At 66.5% G+C, this 19122-nt stretch carries 23 protein-coding genes and 1 tRNA gene; 11 read left to right on the top strand and 13 right to left on the bottom strand.

The window, feature by feature from the left end; genetic code table 11:
- Positions 1-86: 86 nt before the first annotated feature.
- Complete coding sequence (locus tag ACQR1B_RS10175; protein ID WP_434831068.1) at positions 87-449, bottom strand: hypothetical protein; 363 nt, start codon at positions 447-449, stop codon at positions 87-89.
- A gap of 30 nt (positions 450-479) precedes the next feature.
- Between ACQR1B_RS10175 and ACQR1B_RS10170 the strand changes: the two genes are divergently transcribed.
- Positions 480-2090, top strand: coding sequence for an ABC transporter substrate-binding protein (locus ACQR1B_RS10170; RefSeq protein WP_434831069.1), 1611 nt, complete (start codon positions 480-482; stop codon positions 2088-2090).
- A gap of 23 nt (positions 2091-2113) precedes the next feature.
- Here the strand turns inward: ACQR1B_RS10170 and ACQR1B_RS10165 are convergent, their stop codons facing one another.
- Together ACQR1B_RS10165 and ACQR1B_RS10160 are read right to left on the bottom strand one after the other, a co-directional pair.
- Positions 2114-3517, bottom strand: coding sequence for a methyl-accepting chemotaxis protein (locus ACQR1B_RS10165; RefSeq protein ID WP_434831070.1), 1404 nt, complete (start codon positions 3515-3517; stop codon positions 2114-2116).
- 216 nt (positions 3518-3733) lie between these two features.
- Positions 3734-3820: transfer RNA gene (locus ACQR1B_RS10160), tRNA-Leu, on the bottom strand.
- A gap of 443 nt (positions 3821-4263) precedes the next feature.
- On the opposite strand from ACQR1B_RS10160, the gene ACQR1B_RS10155 reads away from it, so the two are divergent.
- Entirely contained in the window at positions 4264-4731 is a 468-nt protein-coding gene (locus ACQR1B_RS10155; protein ID WP_434831071.1) for a hypothetical protein, read from the top strand.
- Positions 4732-4741: 10 nt separating this feature from the next.
- Here ACQR1B_RS10155 and ACQR1B_RS10150 read toward each other — a convergent pair whose 3' ends face one another.
- Positions 4742-5941, bottom strand: coding sequence for an FAD-dependent monooxygenase (locus ACQR1B_RS10150; RefSeq protein ID WP_434831072.1), 1200 nt, complete (start codon positions 5939-5941; stop codon positions 4742-4744).
- A gap of 10 nt (positions 5942-5951) precedes the next feature.
- Entirely contained in the window at positions 5952-6194 is a 243-nt protein-coding gene (locus tag ACQR1B_RS10145; protein ID WP_434831073.1) for a zinc-finger domain-containing protein, read from the bottom strand.
- Between the two features lie 322 nt (positions 6195-6516).
- Here ACQR1B_RS10145 and ACQR1B_RS10140 point away from each other — a divergent pair, with 322 nt between their 5' ends.
- On the top strand, positions 6517-7659 hold the full coding sequence (locus ACQR1B_RS10140) for a hypothetical protein (RefSeq protein WP_434831209.1): 1143 nt from the start codon (positions 6517-6519) through the stop codon (positions 7657-7659).
- Positions 7660-7704: 45 nt separating this feature from the next.
- Complete coding sequence (locus ACQR1B_RS10135; RefSeq protein WP_434831074.1) at positions 7705-8454, top strand: alpha/beta fold hydrolase; 750 nt, start codon at positions 7705-7707, stop codon at positions 8452-8454.
- A 142-nt stretch (positions 8455-8596) separates the two neighbouring features.
- Here ACQR1B_RS10135 and ACQR1B_RS10130 read toward each other — a convergent pair whose 3' ends face one another.
- Positions 8597-9937, bottom strand: coding sequence for a hypothetical protein (locus ACQR1B_RS10130; protein WP_434831210.1), 1341 nt, complete (start codon positions 9935-9937; stop codon positions 8597-8599).
- Positions 9938-10391: 454 nt separating this feature from the next.
- Here ACQR1B_RS10130 and cysE point away from each other — a divergent pair, with 454 nt between their 5' ends.
- Both cysE and ACQR1B_RS10120 read left to right on the top strand, forming a co-directional pair.
- Positions 10392-11219, top strand: a complete 828-nt coding sequence (gene cysE / locus ACQR1B_RS10125; protein ID WP_434831075.1) for a serine O-acetyltransferase — start codon at positions 10392-10394, stop codon at positions 11217-11219.
- 271 nt (positions 11220-11490) lie between these two features.
- The gene (locus ACQR1B_RS10120) at positions 11491-11703 is read left to right on the top strand and encodes a DUF3126 family protein (RefSeq protein WP_006611186.1); all 213 of its coding nucleotides are present in this window, start codon (positions 11491-11493) and stop codon (positions 11701-11703) included.
- A 255-nt stretch (positions 11704-11958) separates the two neighbouring features.
- Here ACQR1B_RS10120 and ACQR1B_RS10115 read toward each other — a convergent pair whose 3' ends face one another.
- Positions 11959-12657 (bottom strand): hypothetical protein, encoded by a 699-nt coding sequence (locus ACQR1B_RS10115; RefSeq protein ID WP_434831076.1) that lies wholly within the window; start codon positions 12655-12657, stop codon positions 11959-11961.
- A 195-nt stretch (positions 12658-12852) separates the two neighbouring features.
- Between ACQR1B_RS10115 and ACQR1B_RS10110 the strand changes: the two genes are divergently transcribed.
- Both ACQR1B_RS10110 and ACQR1B_RS10105 read left to right on the top strand, forming a co-directional pair.
- Entirely contained in the window at positions 12853-13182 is a 330-nt protein-coding gene (locus ACQR1B_RS10110; RefSeq protein ID WP_434831077.1) for a DUF6949 family protein, read from the top strand.
- An 80-nt stretch (positions 13183-13262) separates the two neighbouring features.
- A complete protein-coding gene (locus tag ACQR1B_RS10105; protein WP_434831078.1) occupies positions 13263-13793 on the top strand; it encodes a gamma carbonic anhydrase family protein in 531 nt (176 codons plus the stop codon).
- Between the two features lie 47 nt (positions 13794-13840).
- On the opposite strand, the gene ACQR1B_RS10100 is transcribed toward ACQR1B_RS10105, so the two are convergent.
- Positions 13841-14008 carry a hypothetical protein gene (locus ACQR1B_RS10100; protein WP_434831079.1) on the bottom strand — a complete coding sequence of 56 codons (168 nt, stop codon included), beginning with the start codon at positions 14006-14008 and terminating at the stop codon, positions 13841-13843.
- Entirely contained in the window at positions 14005-14319 is a 315-nt protein-coding gene (locus ACQR1B_RS10095; RefSeq protein WP_434831080.1) for a hypothetical protein, read from the bottom strand. The genes ACQR1B_RS10100 and ACQR1B_RS10095 overlap by 4 nt, the downstream gene beginning before the upstream one ends.
- 75 nt (positions 14320-14394) lie before the next feature.
- On the opposite strand from ACQR1B_RS10095, the gene ACQR1B_RS10090 reads away from it, so the two are divergent.
- The 3 genes from ACQR1B_RS10090 to ACQR1B_RS10080 all read left to right on the top strand — a co-directional run bounded on the left by ACQR1B_RS10090 (position 14395) and on the right by ACQR1B_RS10080 (position 15632).
- A complete protein-coding gene (locus ACQR1B_RS10090; protein ID WP_434831081.1) occupies positions 14395-14883 on the top strand; it encodes a hypothetical protein in 489 nt (162 codons plus the stop codon).
- Between the two features lie 149 nt (positions 14884-15032).
- A complete protein-coding gene (locus ACQR1B_RS10085) occupies positions 15033-15365 on the top strand; it encodes a hypothetical protein (protein WP_434831082.1) in 333 nt (110 codons plus the stop codon).
- A 126-nt stretch (positions 15366-15491) separates the two neighbouring features.
- Positions 15492-15632 (top strand): hypothetical protein, encoded by a 141-nt coding sequence (locus ACQR1B_RS10080; RefSeq protein WP_434831219.1) that lies wholly within the window; start codon positions 15492-15494, stop codon positions 15630-15632.
- Positions 15633-15848: 216 nt separating this feature from the next.
- Here ACQR1B_RS10080 and ACQR1B_RS10075 read toward each other — a convergent pair whose 3' ends face one another.
- The 4 genes from ACQR1B_RS10075 to ACQR1B_RS10060 all read right to left on the bottom strand — a co-directional run bounded on the left by ACQR1B_RS10075 (position 15849) and on the right by ACQR1B_RS10060 (position 19121).
- Positions 15849-16661: a dienelactone hydrolase family protein gene (locus tag ACQR1B_RS10075; RefSeq protein ID WP_434831211.1), complete on the bottom strand. Its 813-nt coding sequence runs from the start codon at positions 16659-16661 to the stop codon at positions 15849-15851.
- Between the two features lie 416 nt (positions 16662-17077).
- Positions 17078-17584 (bottom strand): hypothetical protein, encoded by a 507-nt coding sequence (locus ACQR1B_RS10070; RefSeq protein ID WP_434831083.1) that lies wholly within the window; start codon positions 17582-17584, stop codon positions 17078-17080.
- 277 nt (positions 17585-17861) lie between these two features.
- Positions 17862-18287, bottom strand: coding sequence for a hypothetical protein (locus ACQR1B_RS10065; protein WP_434831084.1), 426 nt, complete (start codon positions 18285-18287; stop codon positions 17862-17864).
- A gap of 207 nt (positions 18288-18494) precedes the next feature.
- Positions 18495-19121: a transglutaminase-like cysteine peptidase gene (locus tag ACQR1B_RS10060; RefSeq protein WP_434831085.1), complete on the bottom strand. Its 627-nt coding sequence runs from the start codon at positions 19119-19121 to the stop codon at positions 18495-18497.
- Position 19122 lies beyond the last annotated feature (1 nt).

Genomic DNA, 19122 nt, shown 5'->3' with positions numbered 1-19122 from the left:
CGCATTGTCGTTGGCGGTGTCCGCCGTCTGCGGCCGCGGCCGGCGCGAAAGCGACTTTGGGGACAGACGGTCTACGACATCATCCTTCAGCAGTTTGGATCGCGCACGGCCTCGAGGCCGTCGACGTTCAGGGGCGGCTTGATCTGATCCAGGGGTGGCGTCGTGCTGCTGCGGATCGGTGCAGGGGGGCGTCGACAGTCCTGCGATTCGGCGGCTTGATGCGGCATCGTCATGCTCCTTGCTTGCGCCAACAACGGATCAGTGACGCCCGAGTTCCAAATGGCGGGACGCATCGTCGCGCGTGCGCTGATCTGCGACGTTGCCCATGCACGCATGGCGATTGACCGGCGATGGAACTGCTGCAACTCTCGTTGTGGCGAACTGTTTGCCCGGCGTTTGCGCACGTGACGCAGGACGGCTCGCAACGCCCTGATCGATGTCAGGGCCATCCGATGGAAGCTCACGTCAAGAGAGATCGCATGTCACACATTTCGCGCCGGACATCATCCGCGCTCGTTTCATGTCTTGTTGCTTCGGTCATCGCCGTGTCGGCGGGCATGGCGACCCAGGCGCTGGCGGCCGGCAAGAAGACGATCACGGCCGTCATGCATTCGGATCTGCGCGTGATCGATCCCGTGTTCACGCCGGCCTACATCACCCGCGACCATGGCTACATGGTCTATGATACCTTGCTCGGGACCGACGCCAAGTTTCAGGTCCAGCCGCAGATGGCGGAGTGGAAGGTCTCGGACGACAAGCTCACCTACACCTTCATTCTGCGCGACGGCCTGAAGTGGCACGATGGCACGCCGGTGACGGCCGAGGATTGCGTCGCCTCGTTGAAGCGCTGGAGCCGCAACGACAGCATGGGGCAGAAGCTGATGGAGGCGACGGCCTCGCTGGAGGCGACGGACGCCAAGACCATCACGCTGAAGCTGAAAGAGCCCTATGGGCTCGTGCTTGAGTCGATCGGCAAGCCGTCGTCCTATGTGCCTTTCATGATGCCGAAGCGCCTGGCGGACACGCCGCCGAACCAGCAGATCGCCGAGCAGGTCGGCTCCGGTCCCTTCAAGTTCGTCAAAGCCGAATTTCAGCCCGGCGTGAAGGCCGTCTACGAGAAGAACACCGACTACGTGCCGCGCAAGGAGCCGCCGAGCTGGACCGCCGGCGGCAAGGTCGTCAAGGTCGATCGCGTCGAATGGATCGCGATGCCCGATGCGCAGACCGCAGTGAATGCGCTGCAATCCGGCGACATCGACTTCATGGAGTTTCCGCCGCTCGATCTCGAGCCGGTGCTGTCGGCCAATCCCGATCTTACGATGAACGTCCTGAACAAGTTCGGCTACCAGACGCTGGGGCGGATGAACTTCCTGTTTCCGCCGTTCGACAATGTGAAGGTCCGCCGCGCAGCCTTCCTGGCGCTGAACCAGAAGGACGTGCTCGATGCGCTGGTCGGCAACCCCAAATACTACAAGATCTGCGGCGCGGTGTTCGGTTGCGGCACGCCGCTCGAGGCTGACGTCGGCTCGGAGACCCTCGTCAAGGGTAACGGCATGGCCCAGGCCAGGAAGCTGCTCGGCGAGTCCGGCTACGACGGGACACCCGTCGTGATCCTCGCGCCGGGAGACGCGATCACCCTGAAGGCGCAGCCGATCATCGCGGCGCAACTGCTGCGCGATGCGGGCTTCAAGGTCGATCTGCAGACGACGGACTGGCAGACCGTGGTGACGCGGCGCGCCAGCCAGAAGTCGCCCAAGGAGGGCGGCTGGAACATGTTCTTCACCAATTCGGTGATCGCCGATTCCGGCAATCCGATCGGCAGCACCTTCGTCAGCGCGCGCGGACAAAAGAGCCCGTTCGGCTGGCCCGACGATCCCAAGATGGAGGAGTTGCGCGACGCCTTCGCCAAGGCCAGCAAGCCCGAGGACCAGAAGCGGATCGCCGCCGAGATTCAGCAGGAGATCTACGAGCAGGTGATCTACGTGCCGCTCGGGCAATGGTTCATGCCGAGCGCCTGGCGCAAGTCGGTGACCGGCGTGCTCGAAGGGCAGGCGGTGCCGGTGTTCTGGAACGTCGACAAGACCGAGTAGGGTGGACGCGTCCGTCGTGCCGCCTACGCTTTGATCTGGTCCAGCGCGGCCAGCACCTCGGTGGACGCGACCTCGACCCTGCCGATCTCGTTGAGCGCGTCCTCGATACGCCCCGAACTGAACAGGCGGGCGGCCTCCTTGCCGTGGCGATGCACCGCCTCGTGCGGGCGTTCGAGGCTGCGGAACGCCGGGTCGCCGGCAAAGCGCTGGCCGCCTTCGCCGTAGTACCATTTGCCGAGCCGGCAAGTGTGATGATCGGAGAGCTCGTCGGCCCGCAGCTGCAGCCGTCCGACCGACATGTCGACCAGCCGCTTCTTCCAGATCACGTGGTCGGCCTTGGCGAGTTTCACGATCTGGCCGTCGAGCGAGAGCTTGGAGATTTCGCCGAGCATCTTGCCGACCTTGGCGTCGGTCCGGCCCATGGTGTCGGCGAGCGACATCACCTCGTTGGCGTTGGCGGTCGCGAGGTCGGCGATGATGGTGATGCCCTGCGCCACCTCGTCGGTCGCCGCCGCCTGCTCGGCGAGGATGCCGGAAATCTCGTCCATCTTGGCGCTCACCGTTGCGGTTCGCGCGCCGGCTTGATCGATCGTCTGGGCCAGGTTGGTCATTTCGGTCATGCCGACCTCGACCGCCTTGGCGCCGCCGGCCATCGCCTCGACGATGCCGCTCATTTCGGCCTGCAGCCGCTCGATGCGGCCCTTGATGTCCTCCGTCGCCTTGGTGGTCTGCTGCGACAGGTTCTTCACCTCGGCCGCGACCACGGCAAAACCCCGGCCGAACTCGCCGGCCCGCGCCGCCTCGATGGTGGCGTTCAGCGCCAGCAGATTGGTCTGGTTGGCGATCGCGTCGATGGTGCCGACGATCGATCCGATCTCCGCCGAGGCCGCGCTGAGATCGGCGATCTTGGCTGAGGTGTCGCGCACCGAGCTTGCGATGCCGTTCATGGTCTGCAGCGTGCCGCGCACCGCGGCCACGCTGTCTTCGACGGCGCGGCGGGTCGCAGCGGCTTCGTGAGCGGCGGCCGTCGAGGTCGAGCTGATGGTCTGCACCGACGCCTGCATTTCGACGGACGCCGAGGCGAGGCCCTGGCAGCGCTCCGATTGATTGTTCGAGGCGCCGATCAGGCGTGCCGCGCTGATCGAGGCCTCGTTGCTGTTGATGCAGATGTCGACGATGGCATCGAGGTCCTGAGACGCGCGGGCCGTGAGCGCGGTGCCGAGCCGATGGATGGCCTCGATCAGCTGCGGCTTGAGCCGGGCGCGCAGGGCGGCGGCGTCGACATCGGCGACGTCGCGGTTGAGCCGGCCTGCCGCCCAGTCGTCGAGGCACTGCGCCAGCGCGTCCTGGAACGCCTCGTATTCGGCCGGATCGAACGCGGGTGAGGCATCCTGATGATCGGTCTTGCGGTTGCGGAATCCCAGCATCGTGTCTCTCAATCACGGCTCGCGCTCGGTCGCGGCGCGCGCCGCGCGCGCCATCGCCGCCTCACGTCACCGCGCCGGTGAGGCGGCGATCGCGATCAACTTGATCGTGGTTTGGTTAACGGCAGGTTTCCCGCTGCAACCGGCAGTGGCGGCCAGGGGCGAACTCGCTGAGGCGACCGTGACCGTTCTGATGGAGCCGGCCTTGCGCCGCGAGCCTGGTGCGGACGGTGGGACTCGAACCCACACGACGTTGCCATCGAGGGATTTTAAGTCCCTTGCGTCTACCCGTTCCGCCACGTCCGCCTTTGGGATCAGAGACCTAGCGCATCATCCCTCGATCCGGAATGAGGTTGCGTGCGGCTCCTTGGCTCATCCTCTGCTTAAGCCAAGCTCTGCTTAAGCCAAGGCGCCCGCCCTGGTAAAGCCTCAATCCGGCCGTCACCACCTGCTTGAATTGGCGTCCGGACCGAGCGACGTGAGCCGCGCTCCATTGACGATACGTTTGCGGTCACATGGTCGGCCACGGCATGGTGCAAGACATCGACGAGACATGGACGAGGCGGTCGTTGTAAGGCACGACGGGATCAGGCAAAAACGATTCTGGCGGACGCCGGCGCCGGGGTTGCAGCGGGCTGAGGGGCCGACGGCGTGCTCCGGCGGGGCCGCCGCTGGGAGGGGGCATCGCTGACCGGGCCGGTTCGGCCAGCGATGGCACAAAGCGTTAAAACGTCCAAGATCGAGGCTTCATGACCACCGACTGCCATTGCCCGGGCTCCCACCGCATCGCGCTCGCCGCGGGATTGTTCGCTCTTGCAGCGCTGCTGTCGGGCTGCGCCGGCATGAGCGACAGCGTGTCGACGGCCTTCGCCGATCCGGCCAAATACGAACTCTACGACTGCAAGCAGCTCGAAGCGGAACGCAAGGCCCTCGCGGCCCGGACCGCCGAGGTGCAGGGCCTGATGGCCAAGGCGGAGACCGGGGCCGGTGGGGTCGTGGTGGCCGAGGTCGCGTATCGCAATGATTACGTGGCCGTCCGCGGCCAGTCTCAACTCGCTGAGGAGGCCTGGCGCCGCAACAAATGCGTGGAGACGCCGCCGGCGCCGGTGGCCGCGAAGGGCGGCAAGCCCGCCAAGCCGGCGCGCAACGCGCGGCCGATGGCCTCGACCCGTTCCGGCGCGGCGGCGACCTCGCCGCGCGACGTCTCTGTCTACTGAGCCAACTACCCTAGAGCCGCCAATCGTAGATCCAGCTTTGCCGCGCCGAAAGCCGCTGCGGCCCGAGCGCCTTGATGCTGAGGTCGCGGGCGAGCGCGAGGGGACCTGCCATGTGATAGATCCGCCCCTGGCTCCGGGCGGTGCGCTGGACCCGGCCCACGCGGGGACGGCGCAACTTGGTGTACAGCTTCAGCGCGCTCTCGACCGCGGCCGGCCCGTCGGAACGTGCCTCGCTCAGGGTCTTGGCGAGCACCGCGGCGTCCTCGATCGCCATGCCGGCGCCCTGCGCCGCAAACGGCAGCATGGCGTGTGCGGCGTCGCCGAGCAGCGCGACATTGCCCTTGCTCCATTCGATGCCTTCGGGCACCCCGAACAAGGCCCATTTGCGCCAGCCGTCGACCGCATTGAGCAGCAGCCGCGCCGCCGCCGGCCAGCGCGGCGGGCCGAACGCGGCCTTCAGTTCGTTCGGGTCGCCCTCGGTGCTCCAGCCCGGCCGGTTCCAGGTCCCCGGCACCACGGCCACGACGTTGACCTGGCGGCCGGCGGAGATCGGGTAGGCGACGAGATGGGCGTCCGGCCCCATCCAGAGCTGCACCCGCGCTGCCGTATATTCGCGCGGCAATTGCCGCGCATCGAGGGTGCCGCGCCAGGCGATCAGCCCGGAGAATTCGGCGCGGACCTGCGGAAACAGATGGTGCCGCACCGCCGACCACACCCCGTCGGCCCCGATCAGCGCCAGCGCGACGTCCTGGCCGCGCTCATTGCCGCGGCGATGTACCACGGTGAGGCCCTTGGCATGGGCCGCAGCGTCCTCGAACTGGCAGCCGAGCCTGAGCTCGACGTCCGGATGCGCCATCGCCTCGGCCGCCAGCGCGGCCTGGAGATCGGCGCGGTGGATGACCCAATAGGGGGCGCCGGCCGCCACGCTCGCGGCATCGCCGAGCGGCAGCCGCGCGATCTCGCCGCCGGCCCGTGCGCTCATGATGCTGACGGCCTCGGGCACGACGGCGCGCGCCGTGAGCCTCGGCCCTAAGCCGAGATCGATCAGGATGCGGCTCGCATTGGGGGAGAGCTGCAAGCCGGCGCCGACTTCCTCGAGGCGTTCGGCCTTCTCCAGCACGACGACGCGAAAGCCCTTGGTGGCGAGCGCCAGCGCTGCCGTCAGGCCTCCGATCCCGGCCCCCGCGACCGCAACGGTCCGCAATGCCACGACGCGCCGATCAGGCGACGTCCTTCAGCACGCATTCCGGCGGCCGGGCGTCGCCGGCAGCCAAGTCCGGCGCGTAGCGGTACAGCGTCGAGCAGTACGGGCAGATGATCTCTTTGTCGTTGCCGAGATCGAGGAACACGTGCGGATGGTCGAACGGCGGATTGGCGCCCACGCACATGAACTCATGCGAGCCGATTTCGATGACCGGAACTCCGGCATCATTGTGGAAATGCGGGACGATGTTATCGGCCATCGGTTTCACCTCGAGTGGCAAGAAGAGCAGATCGAATCAGCGCGGGGGAATCGGCCGACAGGACAGAACGGACGCGCCATGCCGTCACGCGACGGCGGCGCAGCACGCTGAGCCATAAGGCCAATTCCTCGGGTTGGGAACCTGCGTTGGGTGTGACGCATGCTGTTATTTTCGCGCCTGTGGATTCGACACAAACCCGCCGCCGCAGAGAAGCCCTTCTTTCGTCGGGGCCGTTGTGTCCCGGGCCGGACATCTTATCTCTCTACGCGCAGTGCTCTGCGCGAAAACGTGAAGGCGGCGTGATCCGGATGCTGTTCAAGTGATGCGAATCAAGTGGAAGCTCAGCCTGGCCGTGACCGGCCTTGCCGCCAGTGCCGCGTTCGGCGCTGCGCTGTGGCCGCATGCGCAGGCGTCGCTCGCCGTCGTTGCGGCGCAGGACGATCCGGCGCGGCTGTCCGAGCTTCAGGTCGCGTCGCTGTTGCAGAGCGACCCGGCACGCATTGCCCGCAACATCGAGGACGCGCTCGCCGCCGGCGATCCCGATCTCGCCGAGAGCTTTGTGGCGCTGGCGAGCGATCATCACGTCGCGCTCGATGAGGCCCAGGTCCAGCGCGTCAACGAGGCCGTCGCCGCGGAGAAGGCGCCGTCGAGCGTTGCCAGGCGCTTTGCGACCGGGCTCGTCACCGGTCAGGCCGACGATGTCGCGAGCCTGTCCGGCACCGTCGCAGGCGATCTGTTCGTATTCGGCGACATCCGCGACGCCGTGCGCGAAGGCAAGCATCTGGTGATGGGCGAGGAGACCGACCGCCTGGTGCTGGGGCTGGCCACCGCCGGCCTCGCCGTGACCGCCGCGACCTATGTCTCGGCCGGCGGTGCCGCCCCGGTGCGGGCCGGGCTGACCCTGGTCAAGGATGCGCGCAAGGTCGGCCGGCTCGGCGAGGGTCTGGCGGCCTGGGCCGGTCGGTCCGCGCGCGAGGTGGTCGATGCACCGGTGCTGCAGCAGGCGGTCGCCTCGGGCTCGGTGCTGCGTCCGGGCGCGACCGCGACCGCGATCCGGGCGGCCTTCCGGGCCGAGAAGGCCGGCGCGCTGGTACGGCTGGCCAAGGATGTCGGCCGCATCACCGAGAAGGCGGGAACGCGCGGCGCGCTGGACTCGCTCAAGCTCGCCGAAGGGCCGAAGGACATTGCCCGCGCCGCCCGGCTTGCCGAAGCCAAGGGCGGCCAGACCCGCGCCATCCTCAAGCTGCTCGGCCGCGGTGCGCTGCTGCTCACCGCCGGCGCCTTCAATCTTGCGCTGTGGCTGTTCAGCGCCCTGATGACGCTGCTCGGCGTGGTCGCCTCGCTGAAGTCGATGACCGAGCGCGCGGCGCAAGGCTGGATCGACCGCGGCAAGCGGCGCCGGCTGCGTCGCATGCAGGCCGCCGCTGCCCGTGCCGAACTGGCCGCCGCCGCGCCCTGCGGCTAGACTTCGTCCCGTCATTGCCACTCCAGCTTCTCGGGACCTGCACCGATGCCGAGCTTCCACAACGGCGCCGTCGAAATCGCCTTCATCGATGAGGGAGAGGGCGATCCGATCGTGCTCGTGCACGGCTTCGCCTCGACCAAGAACGTGAACTGGGTCTATCCGGCCTGGGTCTCCGAGCTGCGCAAGGCCGGCCGCCGCGTCATAGCGCTCGACAATCGCGGTCACGGCGAGTCGGGCAAGCTGTACGATCCCGCGGCGTATGCGATCGCGGAGATGGCGGGCGACGTCACCGCGCTGATGGATCATCTCGGCATCGCATCCGCCGACGTCATGGGCTATTCACTCGGCGGCCGCATCGCCGCGCATATCGCCTTGAGCACGCCGCAGCGGCTGCGCTCCGCGATCTTCGGCGGCATCGGCATGGCGATGATCGAGGGCGGCGGCCCCGGCGAGAATGTCGCCGCAGCGCTCGAGGCGCCGTCGCTCGACGACGTCACCGATCCCGTGGGGCGCACCTTCCGCGCCTTTGCCGACCAGACCCGTTCGGACCGGCTGGCGCTCGCCGCCTGCATGCGCGGCTCGCGCGGCTTGATCTCGCGCGAGGAGGCGGGCCGTATCGCGGTGCCGGTGCTGGTGGCGGTCGGCACGACGGATGAGGTGTCGGGTTCGGGGCCGGCGCTCGGCGCGCTCATCCCCGGCGCCGAGGTGCTCGACATCCCCAATCGCGATCACATGCGCGCCGTCGGCGACAAGGTCTACAAGGCCGGCGCGATCGATTTCCTGGCGCGGCGTTGAAGCGACGGGTGGGCAAAGCAGCCGCCGAAGGCGGCAGCGTGCCCACCGTCGATCCGCACGTGCAGGGGCCAGACGGTGGGCACGGCGCCACTGCGATCTCGCGTGGAGAAGCACCACGGCGGCGCCTTTGCCGACCCTACCGCTACGTCACCGGGCGCTCGCCGTTGAACCAGCGGGCCGCGGCAATCAGCACCGTGAACGTCGCGATCCACACCAGGCGCGCGCCGTAGCGGTCGTGCGGGCCGGAGATGACGCCGCAGATCACGGCGTTGCCGAGCAGAGCGAGCGTCACGGTGCTGGCGAGCAGCGCGATGTCGTCGCGGCGCCGGCGCCAGACCGCGTGAGCGGCGATGGCCGCCGCCGCCAGCATCGAGCCGAGCGCAACGGGCACGTGCAGCCAGTTGACGACGGCGAAATTGATCTCCCAATGCTGCTGGTGCGCGGCGCGCATCTGCCGGACCTGCGCCGGGATGTAGCGCTCGATGATGCCGTAGGTGTGCGGCACCCAGCCGCTTGTGCCTTCGCCGGTCGCCACATGCATCAGCTGTTCTGCGGTGGCGACCGCCGCCGCCTTGGCCTGCCACAGCGGATAGGCGGCGAGCGACCGCTTGACGATGGTGCCCATCTCCTCGTTCATGCCCTCGAAGCGGCCGAGCGTGTTGAACATGCTGTTGCCCCACAGGAAGTCGTCGGCCGTGGGCGGCAGCTCGTTGCGATAGGGGCAGAGCTTGAGCTTTTCGCGTCCGCAATGGTCCCTGAGGTATTGCGCGACGATGCCGTCCTGGAGCATGCGGCCGAAGGCGACGCCGGTGCCGCCGGGCGTCCACGCCAGCTGGCCCGACAGGGCGAAGTTTGCCGCCAGCAGCATGGCCGCGCCGGCGACGATGGTCAGGCTAGCCTGCACCAGGCCGGACAGCGCGATCTGGCGGCGCAGGAACGGTGCGGCAATCCAGCCGCCGCAGCACAGGCCGAACAGCACCCCGAGCGTGGCGCTGTGGGTGGCGGAGGCGAAGGTCACGAAGCCGAACAGCGCGCATTTCTCCAGGACGGACGTCCGCGGCGCCTGCGTCACCAGGATGAACAGCGCCAGCACCGACAGGCCGGCGAAGATGTCGGTCAGCAGCATGCTGGCGAGCCAGGGCAGGGCCGTGGTCAGCATCAGCAGCAGGCCGATCCACAGCAGCCGCAGCGGCTGGGCGAGCCCGAGCACGCGCACGGTGAGCTGCAGGATCCAGAGCGTTGCCAGCGCCTGCAGGCCGAGATTGAGCCAGAAGCCGGAGCCTTCGCCGTAGTGCAGATAGAGCCCGAACACGGTCGAGCGGCTCGGGACCAGATAGCCTTCGTACCAGCGCGCGAGGTAGCCGCCGGTGTCCCATTGCAGCAGCGGGTAGCCGTTCCACAGCGCCGGCGCGACCAGGAACAACGGGATGACGATGACGGGAAGCCAGGCCGATCCGGCCTCGGATGCGCGTTCGTCCAGGATCTGAGTGTTACTGATTCCTGTGTCCCCCGGTTCGGAGCACCATGGCCAAAACGTGGTCAGGGCATATTTACCAATAGACGCAGCGTGATGGATGGTAAAGCTGACCCCGTGATCCAGCGGGGGGCAGCGCCGCTTCTGGTCGCGGGTGGTTCCTTTTTGCCTCAGGGCGGGCTTCGGCGCTTGACCGACCTCAAGCCGGGCCGGTCGGAACGGTACGTGGGACTGGCGGCTTGATTTCCGGTTCCGGCTGACCACCTTGAGCCGACTGCCGGGCCTTGCGGGAACGCCGGCACGACCTCGGCGTCACGGATCGGCGTAACGGAAATGTCTCAATCCCGTGTTCTCTGGGAAGCTGCTGGCGGGAATGGACTGACGGCTTCGCGTGGCTCGCATAGGACACCATTCCATCCGCCGTGCTATAATGCCTGCCCACCGAACGTTGCGAGAAGTAGCCATGGCTATGCATCAGACCCATCCTCAGAGCGGAAAGCTGGCGACGCTCGATCCGATCTGGGATCGGATCCGCCACGAAGCCGAAGAGATCGTCCGGCGCGAGCCCGAGCTGGCGACGTTCATCTACTCGACCGTGCTGCATCACGCCCGGCTGGAAGATTCGGTCGTGCATCGCGTTGCCGACCGCCTCGATCATTCCGCCCTGTCCGGCGACCTGATCCGCCAGACCTTCGACGACGCGCTGCGCGACGAGCCCGATCTCGGGCATGCGTTTCGCGCCGATCTCGTCGCGGTCTACGACCGCGATCCGGCGACCTCGCGCTTCATCGATCCCTTGCTCTACTTCAAAGGCTTCCATGCGCTGCAGACGCATCGGCTGGCACATTGGCTCCATCGCAACAGCCGCAAGGATTTCGCGTTCTATCTGCAGAGCCGCTCGTCGGCCGTGTTCCAGACCGACATCAATCCGGCAGCCCGGATCGGGCGCGGCATCTTCCTCGACCATGCCACCGGCTTCGTCTGCGGCGAGACCGCGATCATCGAGGACAATGTCTCGATCCTGCACGGCGTAACGCTCGGCGGCACCGGCAAGGAGAACGAGGATCGTCATCCGAAGATTCGTCACGGCGTGCTGATCGGCGCCGGCGCCAAGGTCCTCGGCAACATCGAGGTCGGCCATTGCGCGCGCATTGCCGCGGGATCGGTCGTCGTGAAGCCGGTGCCGAACAACGTCACCGTCGCGGGCGTACCGGCGAAGATCGTCGGCGAGGCCGGTTGTGCCGAGCCGTCGCGCACGATGGACCAGATGATCAACGCGATCGGGATCTGAACGCGACGCGCGCGCTTTCAATCTCGAAGTCAAGAGCTTTTCAACCGCGGGATTTCGTGCGAACACATCGATGGTCTGTGGATCTGACGATCCGCCATTGCCGCGGCGGAATGAATGTGAGATCCACGTCGTCCCTTTTCAGGTCCGTTCGGTGACGCCGGTGCAGTGCCGGGATCAACGGGCTGAACTACCAAGCTTCGAGGACAAGGACGTGCCGCTGTGTCATGTCCTTGAACAACGAGCAAACCCCCGCTGCGATTGGAGATCACCCGTGGATGTTCAGGAAGTCAGGAAGCTCGACGCGTATCTGAAGCGCGTGTTCGGCAATCCCAAGATTCGCGTGGTGCCGCGGCCGAAGAAGGAAGACTCCGCCGAGGTCTATATCGGTGAGGAGTTCATCGGTGTGCTGTTCGTCGACGACGAGGACGACGATCGCTCGTTCCAGTTCCAGATGGCGATCCTGGAAGACGATCTGGTCGAGTAGGAAGCAGGGTGGGCAAAGGCGCGGCCGTGCTTTCTCCACCTATGAGATCGCAGTGGCGCCGTGCCCACCGTCTCTCAACCGAACGTGCGGATCGACGGTGGGCACGCAATCGCCCTGCGGGCGACCGCTGTGCCCCACCCTACGCATGGAAAGCGCGGTTAGCGGAGCCCGCATGAGCGTCAGCGACATGCGGGTTCACATGCGCTGTATCGGAGAACCCGGATATCGCTGCCGGGCTACGACTTCTGTAACGAACTACTTCACAACGTGCATCTGCGCCGTCAGCCGCTCCATCGCCGCGGCGACATCCTGCCATTGCGACAGCCAGCTGCGCGGAAAGCGGAACACGAGGTCGGCACCGTCGACACGGCGTTCGCTGAGGCACATGCCGGGGGTCGCTGCGTCGCGGGTGCAGCGGGCCGCCAGCGCCGGCTGCTCCGCGACAAACAGATCCTCGACATCATAGGGCGTGCCGGCGCGGAAACTGCGCATGGTCAGGCCGTCCTGCACCGGCACGGCGGCCGGGCTCAGATAGCGCGGATAGATCGTCTTCAGCCGAGCCTCCGGCGACAGCGCGTCGTGATGCGCCGAGATCGACACGAAGATGCGGTCGATCGGATGCGGCGCCTCGTCGATCTGGTCGGCGCTGACGTGATGCGGCGCCTCGGGCGGAGCGAGCGAGGGATAGTCGAAGCCGAGATCGACCCGCTCCTGCGGGCCGGTGTGACGCTGGATCTTCACGCGGATGGCGGCGGCCTGCACGTTGAAGATGGTGCCGCCGATGCTGACCGGCAGCCGCTCGGGTCCCTTGAAGGCGCCGGCGCGCCATGTCGGCCACAGCAGATAGGCGACCAGGGCCATGGCGGCAGCGGCCAGCACACAGCCGGCCACGATCGGCATGGCATGGCCATGTCGGTTCGAAGGGCGGGCGCTGCGGACCGAAAACATCGTCATGGCGGGCAGGGGATCTCGGGGGCGAATCACTGCCGACTATGCCACGCCCTCGCGATTTTTCTGCAGGATCTTGCCGGTGGGCCGGCGCGCCCGATGCGGCCCGGATTAACCCTTCCTTAAGGATAATGTGGCGGCGCCCGCCGGATTTTGCCAAACCAGCATCGGGCAGTTCGGCAATTTGTGTGAGTGCGTTCGATGTCGGCAGAGGCTTTCAATTCCGTGTTCTCGCTCCTCATCGGGTTTGCCTTGGCCGGTGCCTTGGCGAGCGGCTATCAGGCCTATGCCGAGCGTCCGCCGGGGTTCGAGCTGCTGCAGGAGGGCGTCACGCCCCGCCGTTTTGCCGCGGTGCCGTTCCTGGTGTTCGCCGCGCCCTTCATCATCATGCGCAACACGCTGCGCGGCGCGCGTATCGAGCGCCGCCGCTTCGAATTCGTGATGCTGGCGACCGTGATCGCCGGCTTCTGGAGCATGATGTCCGGCACCTTCTTCGTGATGACGCTGCGTGCCGCGGGCGTGCTGACCTAGTTCCAGCTGCGGGCCGCGGCGCGCTTGCTTGAATTCGCGCCAAGGGCTGTGCCAAGGTCTCTCGCGAACGGGAGACCTCGATGGCCATCTACGAACTCGACGGGCAGGCGCCCGAGCTGCCGGCGGACGGCAACTATTACATCGCCGAGAATGCCACCGTGATCGGCCGCGTGAAGCTCGCCCGCGAGGTCACCGTCTGGTTCGGCGCGGTCATTCGCGGCGACAATGACGCGATCGAGATCGGCGAAGGGTCCAACATCCAGGACAACGCCACCTGTCACGTCGACCCCGGATTTCCGCTGCGCGTTGGCCGGAACGTCACCGTCGGCCACAATGTGATCCTGCATGGCTGCACGGTCGAGGATGACGCGCTGATAGGCATGGGCTCGATCGTCATGAATGGCGCGCATATCCGCCGCGGCAGCGTCGTCGGCGCCGGCGCCATCATCACCGAGGGCAAGGACTTTCCGGAATATTCGCTGATCGTCGGCGCGCCCGCCCGTGTGGTGCGTACGCTCGAGCCGGCGCAGGTCGAGCGCATGGGGATCGCAGCCAAGGCCTATGTCGCCAAGGGACCACGCTACACCAAGGGCCTGAAGAAGATCGGCTGAGGCTGTCGGTCGCGATCAGGCGCTCGCGACATCTTCGCGCGCCATTTTCACGTGCCCTCGGACTCGCCGGCTTCGCGGGCACCGGCGATCCGCTCATGGCCGCTGGCCCACAGCGCGTGCTGCTCGCTGCCGTCCTGATAGGGATTGGCCTCGGCCGGAATGTTTTCGCGCGCGGCGCGCTCACCTCGTTCGAACGGATCGGGGTCGGTGGTCATGCTGATCGTCTGCTCCTCTGCTTCGGCTTGGTCTTGGTGGTCTTGGTCTTGGTGGTCTTGAGGCTCTTGGGCTCATCACTACGCCTGCGCGCCGGCTTGCCGGCGTCGCCGCCATCCTCGGCGGCGCTCTTGCGGAGCGCGTCCTTGAGATCGGCCGGCACGCCGTGCTTTTCGAGCAGGTCCATGAAGGCTTCGTCCGCAAGATCCTGCAGGCCGATCATGTGATCGCGGCTCAGCTGCTTGAGCTTGTCGAACGTGTCCTCGTCGAAGGCGATCAGCTTGCGCACCAGGCCGTGCTCTCCTCGTCCCATCAATCCTCTCCCGGTCACATTCGTTCCGGAACGCGGTCCGCTCCGTCGGGTTGAAGCGTAAAGGGAGAACATCCTATGGCCAGATCGTCATTGGGCGCATTGATCTTGATTGCAGGTCTCACTGCGGCGACCGCCGTGTTCGCGCAAGGTGGCGGCGGAGGCGGTGGTGCCGGCGGCGGAGGGAGTGCTGGCGGAGCTGCAGGCCCGGGCGCGGCAGGGGGCGGCGCAGCGGCTGGTGGTGCAGCGAGCAGCGGGACGACGGGGACGAGCGCGGGGAGCGGAGCTGCCTCCGGAAATGCCGCGGGTCTCGGCAATGCATCCAGCAATCCGTCGCAGCCGGGACCGCCCGGCACCAACAGCCTCGGCACGGCGCAGTCGTCCGGCTCGGGCGCGAGTGGGGCAGGGACCGGCAATTCGGGCGTCACGACCGGCACTGGTCGCGGCGCGGCTGGAAGCACCGTGACGGGTCCGAACCGAACTGGCGATTCGTCTGATGATGCCGAAATCCAGCGCGAGAACCGGAAGGTCGATCAGAAGGTGAAGAGCATCTGCCGCAGTTGCTGATTGTTGCCGCGACCGTAGATGTGACGTGGAGATACCAAATCGCGCAGATGTGAGTGCTGTTGCTCGCGAGCTGTTCCAAATCAGGCTTTAAAGGATGGGTGTTGCAATGACGCTGGTCATTGCCATGGTTTGGATTTGGAGACGGATCGATGCGTAAGACAATGATGGGATTGCTGGCGGCTGGCGTGATCGCCGTGATGATGGCCCCGATGACGGCTTCAGCGCACGGGCCGGGCGGCTTTCATGGTGGCGGGGGCTTTCATGGCGGCGGCTTCCACGGCGGCGGATTTCATCATGGTTTCGGCCGCGGCTTCGGCCCGGGCTTCGGCATCGGTTTCGGCTTCGGCTATCCCTATTATTACGGCGGCTATCAGGAGTACTACCCTTACACCTACGAAGACCTCGGCGGTTGCTACGTCGTGAAGAAGCGCGTGCGGACAGCGCACGGCTGGCGCTACCGCAACGTCGAAGTCTGTGAATGATCCAAGCGCGTGACCGGAGGACCGCTCACGTCGGCTTAACCATATCTCGTCACGATTTGTTGTCGCTGCGACGATCGCAGCGGCATCGGAGAAAGAGCTGGCGCAACGCTTGCACGGGATCCAGGCATGATGAACTCACTCACATCCCCTGAACTCACGTTCGTTTTCATGGGCGTCGTCGTCAGCCTCGGCGCCGCACTGGTCTGGATGGCCTGGGAGCTCGAGCAGGGCGATCGCCAACCAGCTAAGATTCGCCGGCGGCGCTGATCCGCGGCACGTAGCCGGCATGGCTTCGTAGCCGGCGTGAGTGACAGCCGAAGCCCGGCGGGCTTCGGCGCCAGCGATATGCCGGTTCAGCGTTGCCGCCCGTGAGACGCCGGACGCGTTCGACGTGTCCCGGCAAGCCACGACCACTATCGAGATCCCGGGGTCGCTTCCGCCTTCGCCCTTCGGGCTCGCCAGCACTCGCCCGGGCTACGGTTCTCAGCTCAGCACGCCGTACTTTTTGTACCACGCCTGCATCTGCGCCCAGGCATCGTCGGCGGCGTCCTTGCGATAGCTCGGGCGGTAGTCGGCGTGGAAGCCGTGCGGCGCGCCGGGATAGATCTTGAACTCCGCCGTCTTCTTGTTCTCCGCGAGCGCGGCTTTCATCGCCTCGACACTGGCCACGGGAATCCCGGTGTCAGCCTCGCCATAGAGGCCGAGCACGGGCGCCTTGATCTCGGATGCGAGCTGGGTCGGGCTCTTCGGCCAGGCTGGATTGGGCGGATCGATCAGCGGGCCATAGAAAGCGACGCCGGCTTTCAGTCCGGCATTGTGGGCCGCATATTCCCACACGGTGCGGCCGCCGCGACAGAAACCGATGATGCCGAGGCGCGAGGTGTCGCCGCCCTGTGACTTGGCCCAGGCCACCGTCGCGTCGAGATCCGACAGCAACTCCACATCGGGCTTCGCGTTCACGATCGGCAGCAGCTCCTTGATCTCGCTGATCTTGGTGAGGTCGGTGCCACCGCGGAAATAGTAGTCCGGCGCCACTGCGAGCACCCCGAGCTTGGCGAGGCGCCGCGTCACGTCCTTGATGTACTGGTGCAGGCCAAAGATCTCCATCGCGACCAGGACGACCGGCGGATTGCTGGCGCTGGCGGGCCTCGCGAAATAGGCGGGCATTTCGCCATCGGCGACCTTGACCTTCGCATCGCCGGCATTGAGGCCGCTGGTGTCGGTGGTGATGACCTCGGCCCGAACGGGGCCCGCCGCCAGGGTGTAGCCGGCCGTCACCGCCGCGGACGCGGTCATGAAGCCGCGGCGCGAGAAGGGAGCGACTTTGGTCAGTCCGATGACATCAGACGTCGTTGCAGGTTCGGCGGACAGTTCGGCTGACATGGCGGCTCCTCTGGAGAGGTGAGGCGCGCATTGAGCCGAGAACTCCCGGTCAAAAGCAAGTCACCAGCAGGAGAGGAGGCCTCGCCGCGCAGTTTCCGTCGGCATCCTGCGATCAGGGGAACCACCAAAAAACAAGGCCGTCGGCGCAGTATAGCGCCAACGACCTTGCCAGCCCCGGATATTGAAATTGGCCCTGCGCCATCCTGAAATTGGCTCGCCATCCGGTGACCTCAGGATGGCCCGAATCCGCGCGTTGCTCTGTGAAGCATTTCACAAGACACCGGGAAAATTCGGCGGGATTTGTACAGGGAAGACGCGGTTCGTCCGGCTCAGGATCGGCTGCGGCGATGCCGGTGTCCGCTGCGGCTCGCATGGGCGCGCGCCCGGATGTTACGATTGCGCGACGGCGTCGCGGCCTGTTCCGAGGATTGCGCGCTGGCGAAGGACTGGCGCAGGCCGTCGACGGAGTCCTTCAGAGTCGAGACCTGGTCGGACAGGCGCTTGGTGTCGGCCTGCTGAGCGGCGAGCAGGCGGCGCATGCTCTGCAACTGCTCCTGCATCATCTGCAACTGGTCGATCGATTCCTGCTGGGTGGCCTCCAGGCCCTTGGTCTTCTCCACCAATTGCTCGGAGGCCTGCACCGTCCTGGCCTGCAACTGTCGCGTTGCCGCGCCGCGTTCGGCTTCGACCGATGAGCCCCCATAGGCGCGCCAGAGCATGATCCCGCCGATGCCGGCGACCAGGACCAGGAGAGTGGCGGCGGCGAGCGCGATCGGCTGAGATCCCCGCGCCGGACTGGCAGCGCTTTTCTCGGGGTAGCGTCTGATGTCGCGCATCACGGGATTCATCACGAAACCATCCAAAATCGAAAAAAACGTCGGGTGCGTCTCCCGAAAATGGGAGAGGCCGAAAATTCGAGCGATGGACGCCGTCAGCTCGAGGCACAACGCGTGCGCTCAGCGGACGGACCTCGTCGTCAAGGTCTGATTAGGAAATCCGACAAAAGAGAGGCCTGCAAGCCCGAAATGGCCCGGGCCAGCCATGCGGTTGTCGCAGTTGCGGCTGCCGGCCGGGCCCCGCCGGCATCGGTCAAAGCGCAGCGGAAGCAGTCGCTTACTGGGTTACGCTACAGTTCCGGCAGATCGTGAGCTTCTGCTTGAGGCGGGCCTCGTCGGCGAGGTCGGCGGCCTGTTCGTCCTCCCAGCTCATCCGGCCGCGATAGCTGGAGCTCGACTGTGAGGACATCACGTCGACCCGGGCGTCGCCCTTGCGCTTGCCGCCCTTGCGCGGCGCAGCGCCGATCTCCGGCTCCATCGCCATGTCGGTGTCGGGCTCCGAGGAGGTGACCCGGCCGTCCCAGTCGGCGGCTGCGGTCGTCTGCTGCGCTCCGATCGCGGTCGGCGTGGCGGCCATCGCCGGCGAGGCTGCGGGCGCGTTGGCCGAGGCCACCGGTCCCGAACAGCCGGTCCCCGACATGCAGCAGTTCGCCAGGGTGAGGGCTGCGGCCAGCAAGGTCGCGCTTCGCAGGATCATCATCATGCCAACAACCTAAACCCGACGGTCGAGGGAAAACAAGGTTGCCCGGCACGCGCCGCGCCCCGTCTGCGACATATCGTCGAAGCAAGGCCAAAAAAAGTTGCGGCCAGCCCTTGGGGGAGAGCTGGCCGCGCGCGAACCGGTCTGGGACGGGGAGGGGTGGGGATGTGACCGGGTCGCGTAACTCGAATTCGTGTCTCGCCTCTGTAATCAGCGCTCTCTTGCGCTGGCGGTGGCCACTGCCGGGCGACCGTCGCCGAGCGAGACCCACACGTTCGGGTCGCTCTGCGACTGCCGCTTGACGAAGCGGTAGCCGGTCTCGGTCCAGGCGACGACGCTCTCGTTCTGATTGTCGAGCACGTATTCGCCCTTGTCGGTCTTCACGGTGAGGACGGCGTGTCCCTCACCCTTCTTGTCGCGCACCACCGTGATCAGCAGCGCCTCGCGCGGCCAGCCGGCATCGATCAGCAGCTTGCGCTTCAACAGCACGTAGTCCTCGCAGTCGCCATAGCCGTCCGTCGGCAACGACCATTTCTCGACCACGCCCCAATGGTCCATGTCGGTGATCGGCTTGACGTTCTCGTTGACCCAGCGATTGACCTTCAGCAGATCGCGCCAGGCGGTTTGGGACAGCACGATGTCGCGAGGCTGCGAAGCGCCGCCGCGGCATTCCTCGGGAGTCTCGGTGCAGAACTCGATCCAGCCGATCGGGGCCCGCGTCGTGTCGCCAAGGCTCGCGTAGAGCACCCGGTCATCACCGGCATGCGCCACTGCGCCCATCGCCATCAGGAAGGCGACCACCGCCAAACCCTTCGCCTGTCCCGTCCGCCTAACCATT

The sequence above is a fragment of the Bradyrhizobium oligotrophicum genome (genome assembly GCF_051168495.1).
Classification (GTDB): domain Bacteria; phylum Pseudomonadota; class Alphaproteobacteria; order Rhizobiales; family Xanthobacteraceae; genus Bradyrhizobium; species Bradyrhizobium oligotrophicum_A.
This window is presented reverse-complemented; position numbering and strand designations above follow the sequence as displayed.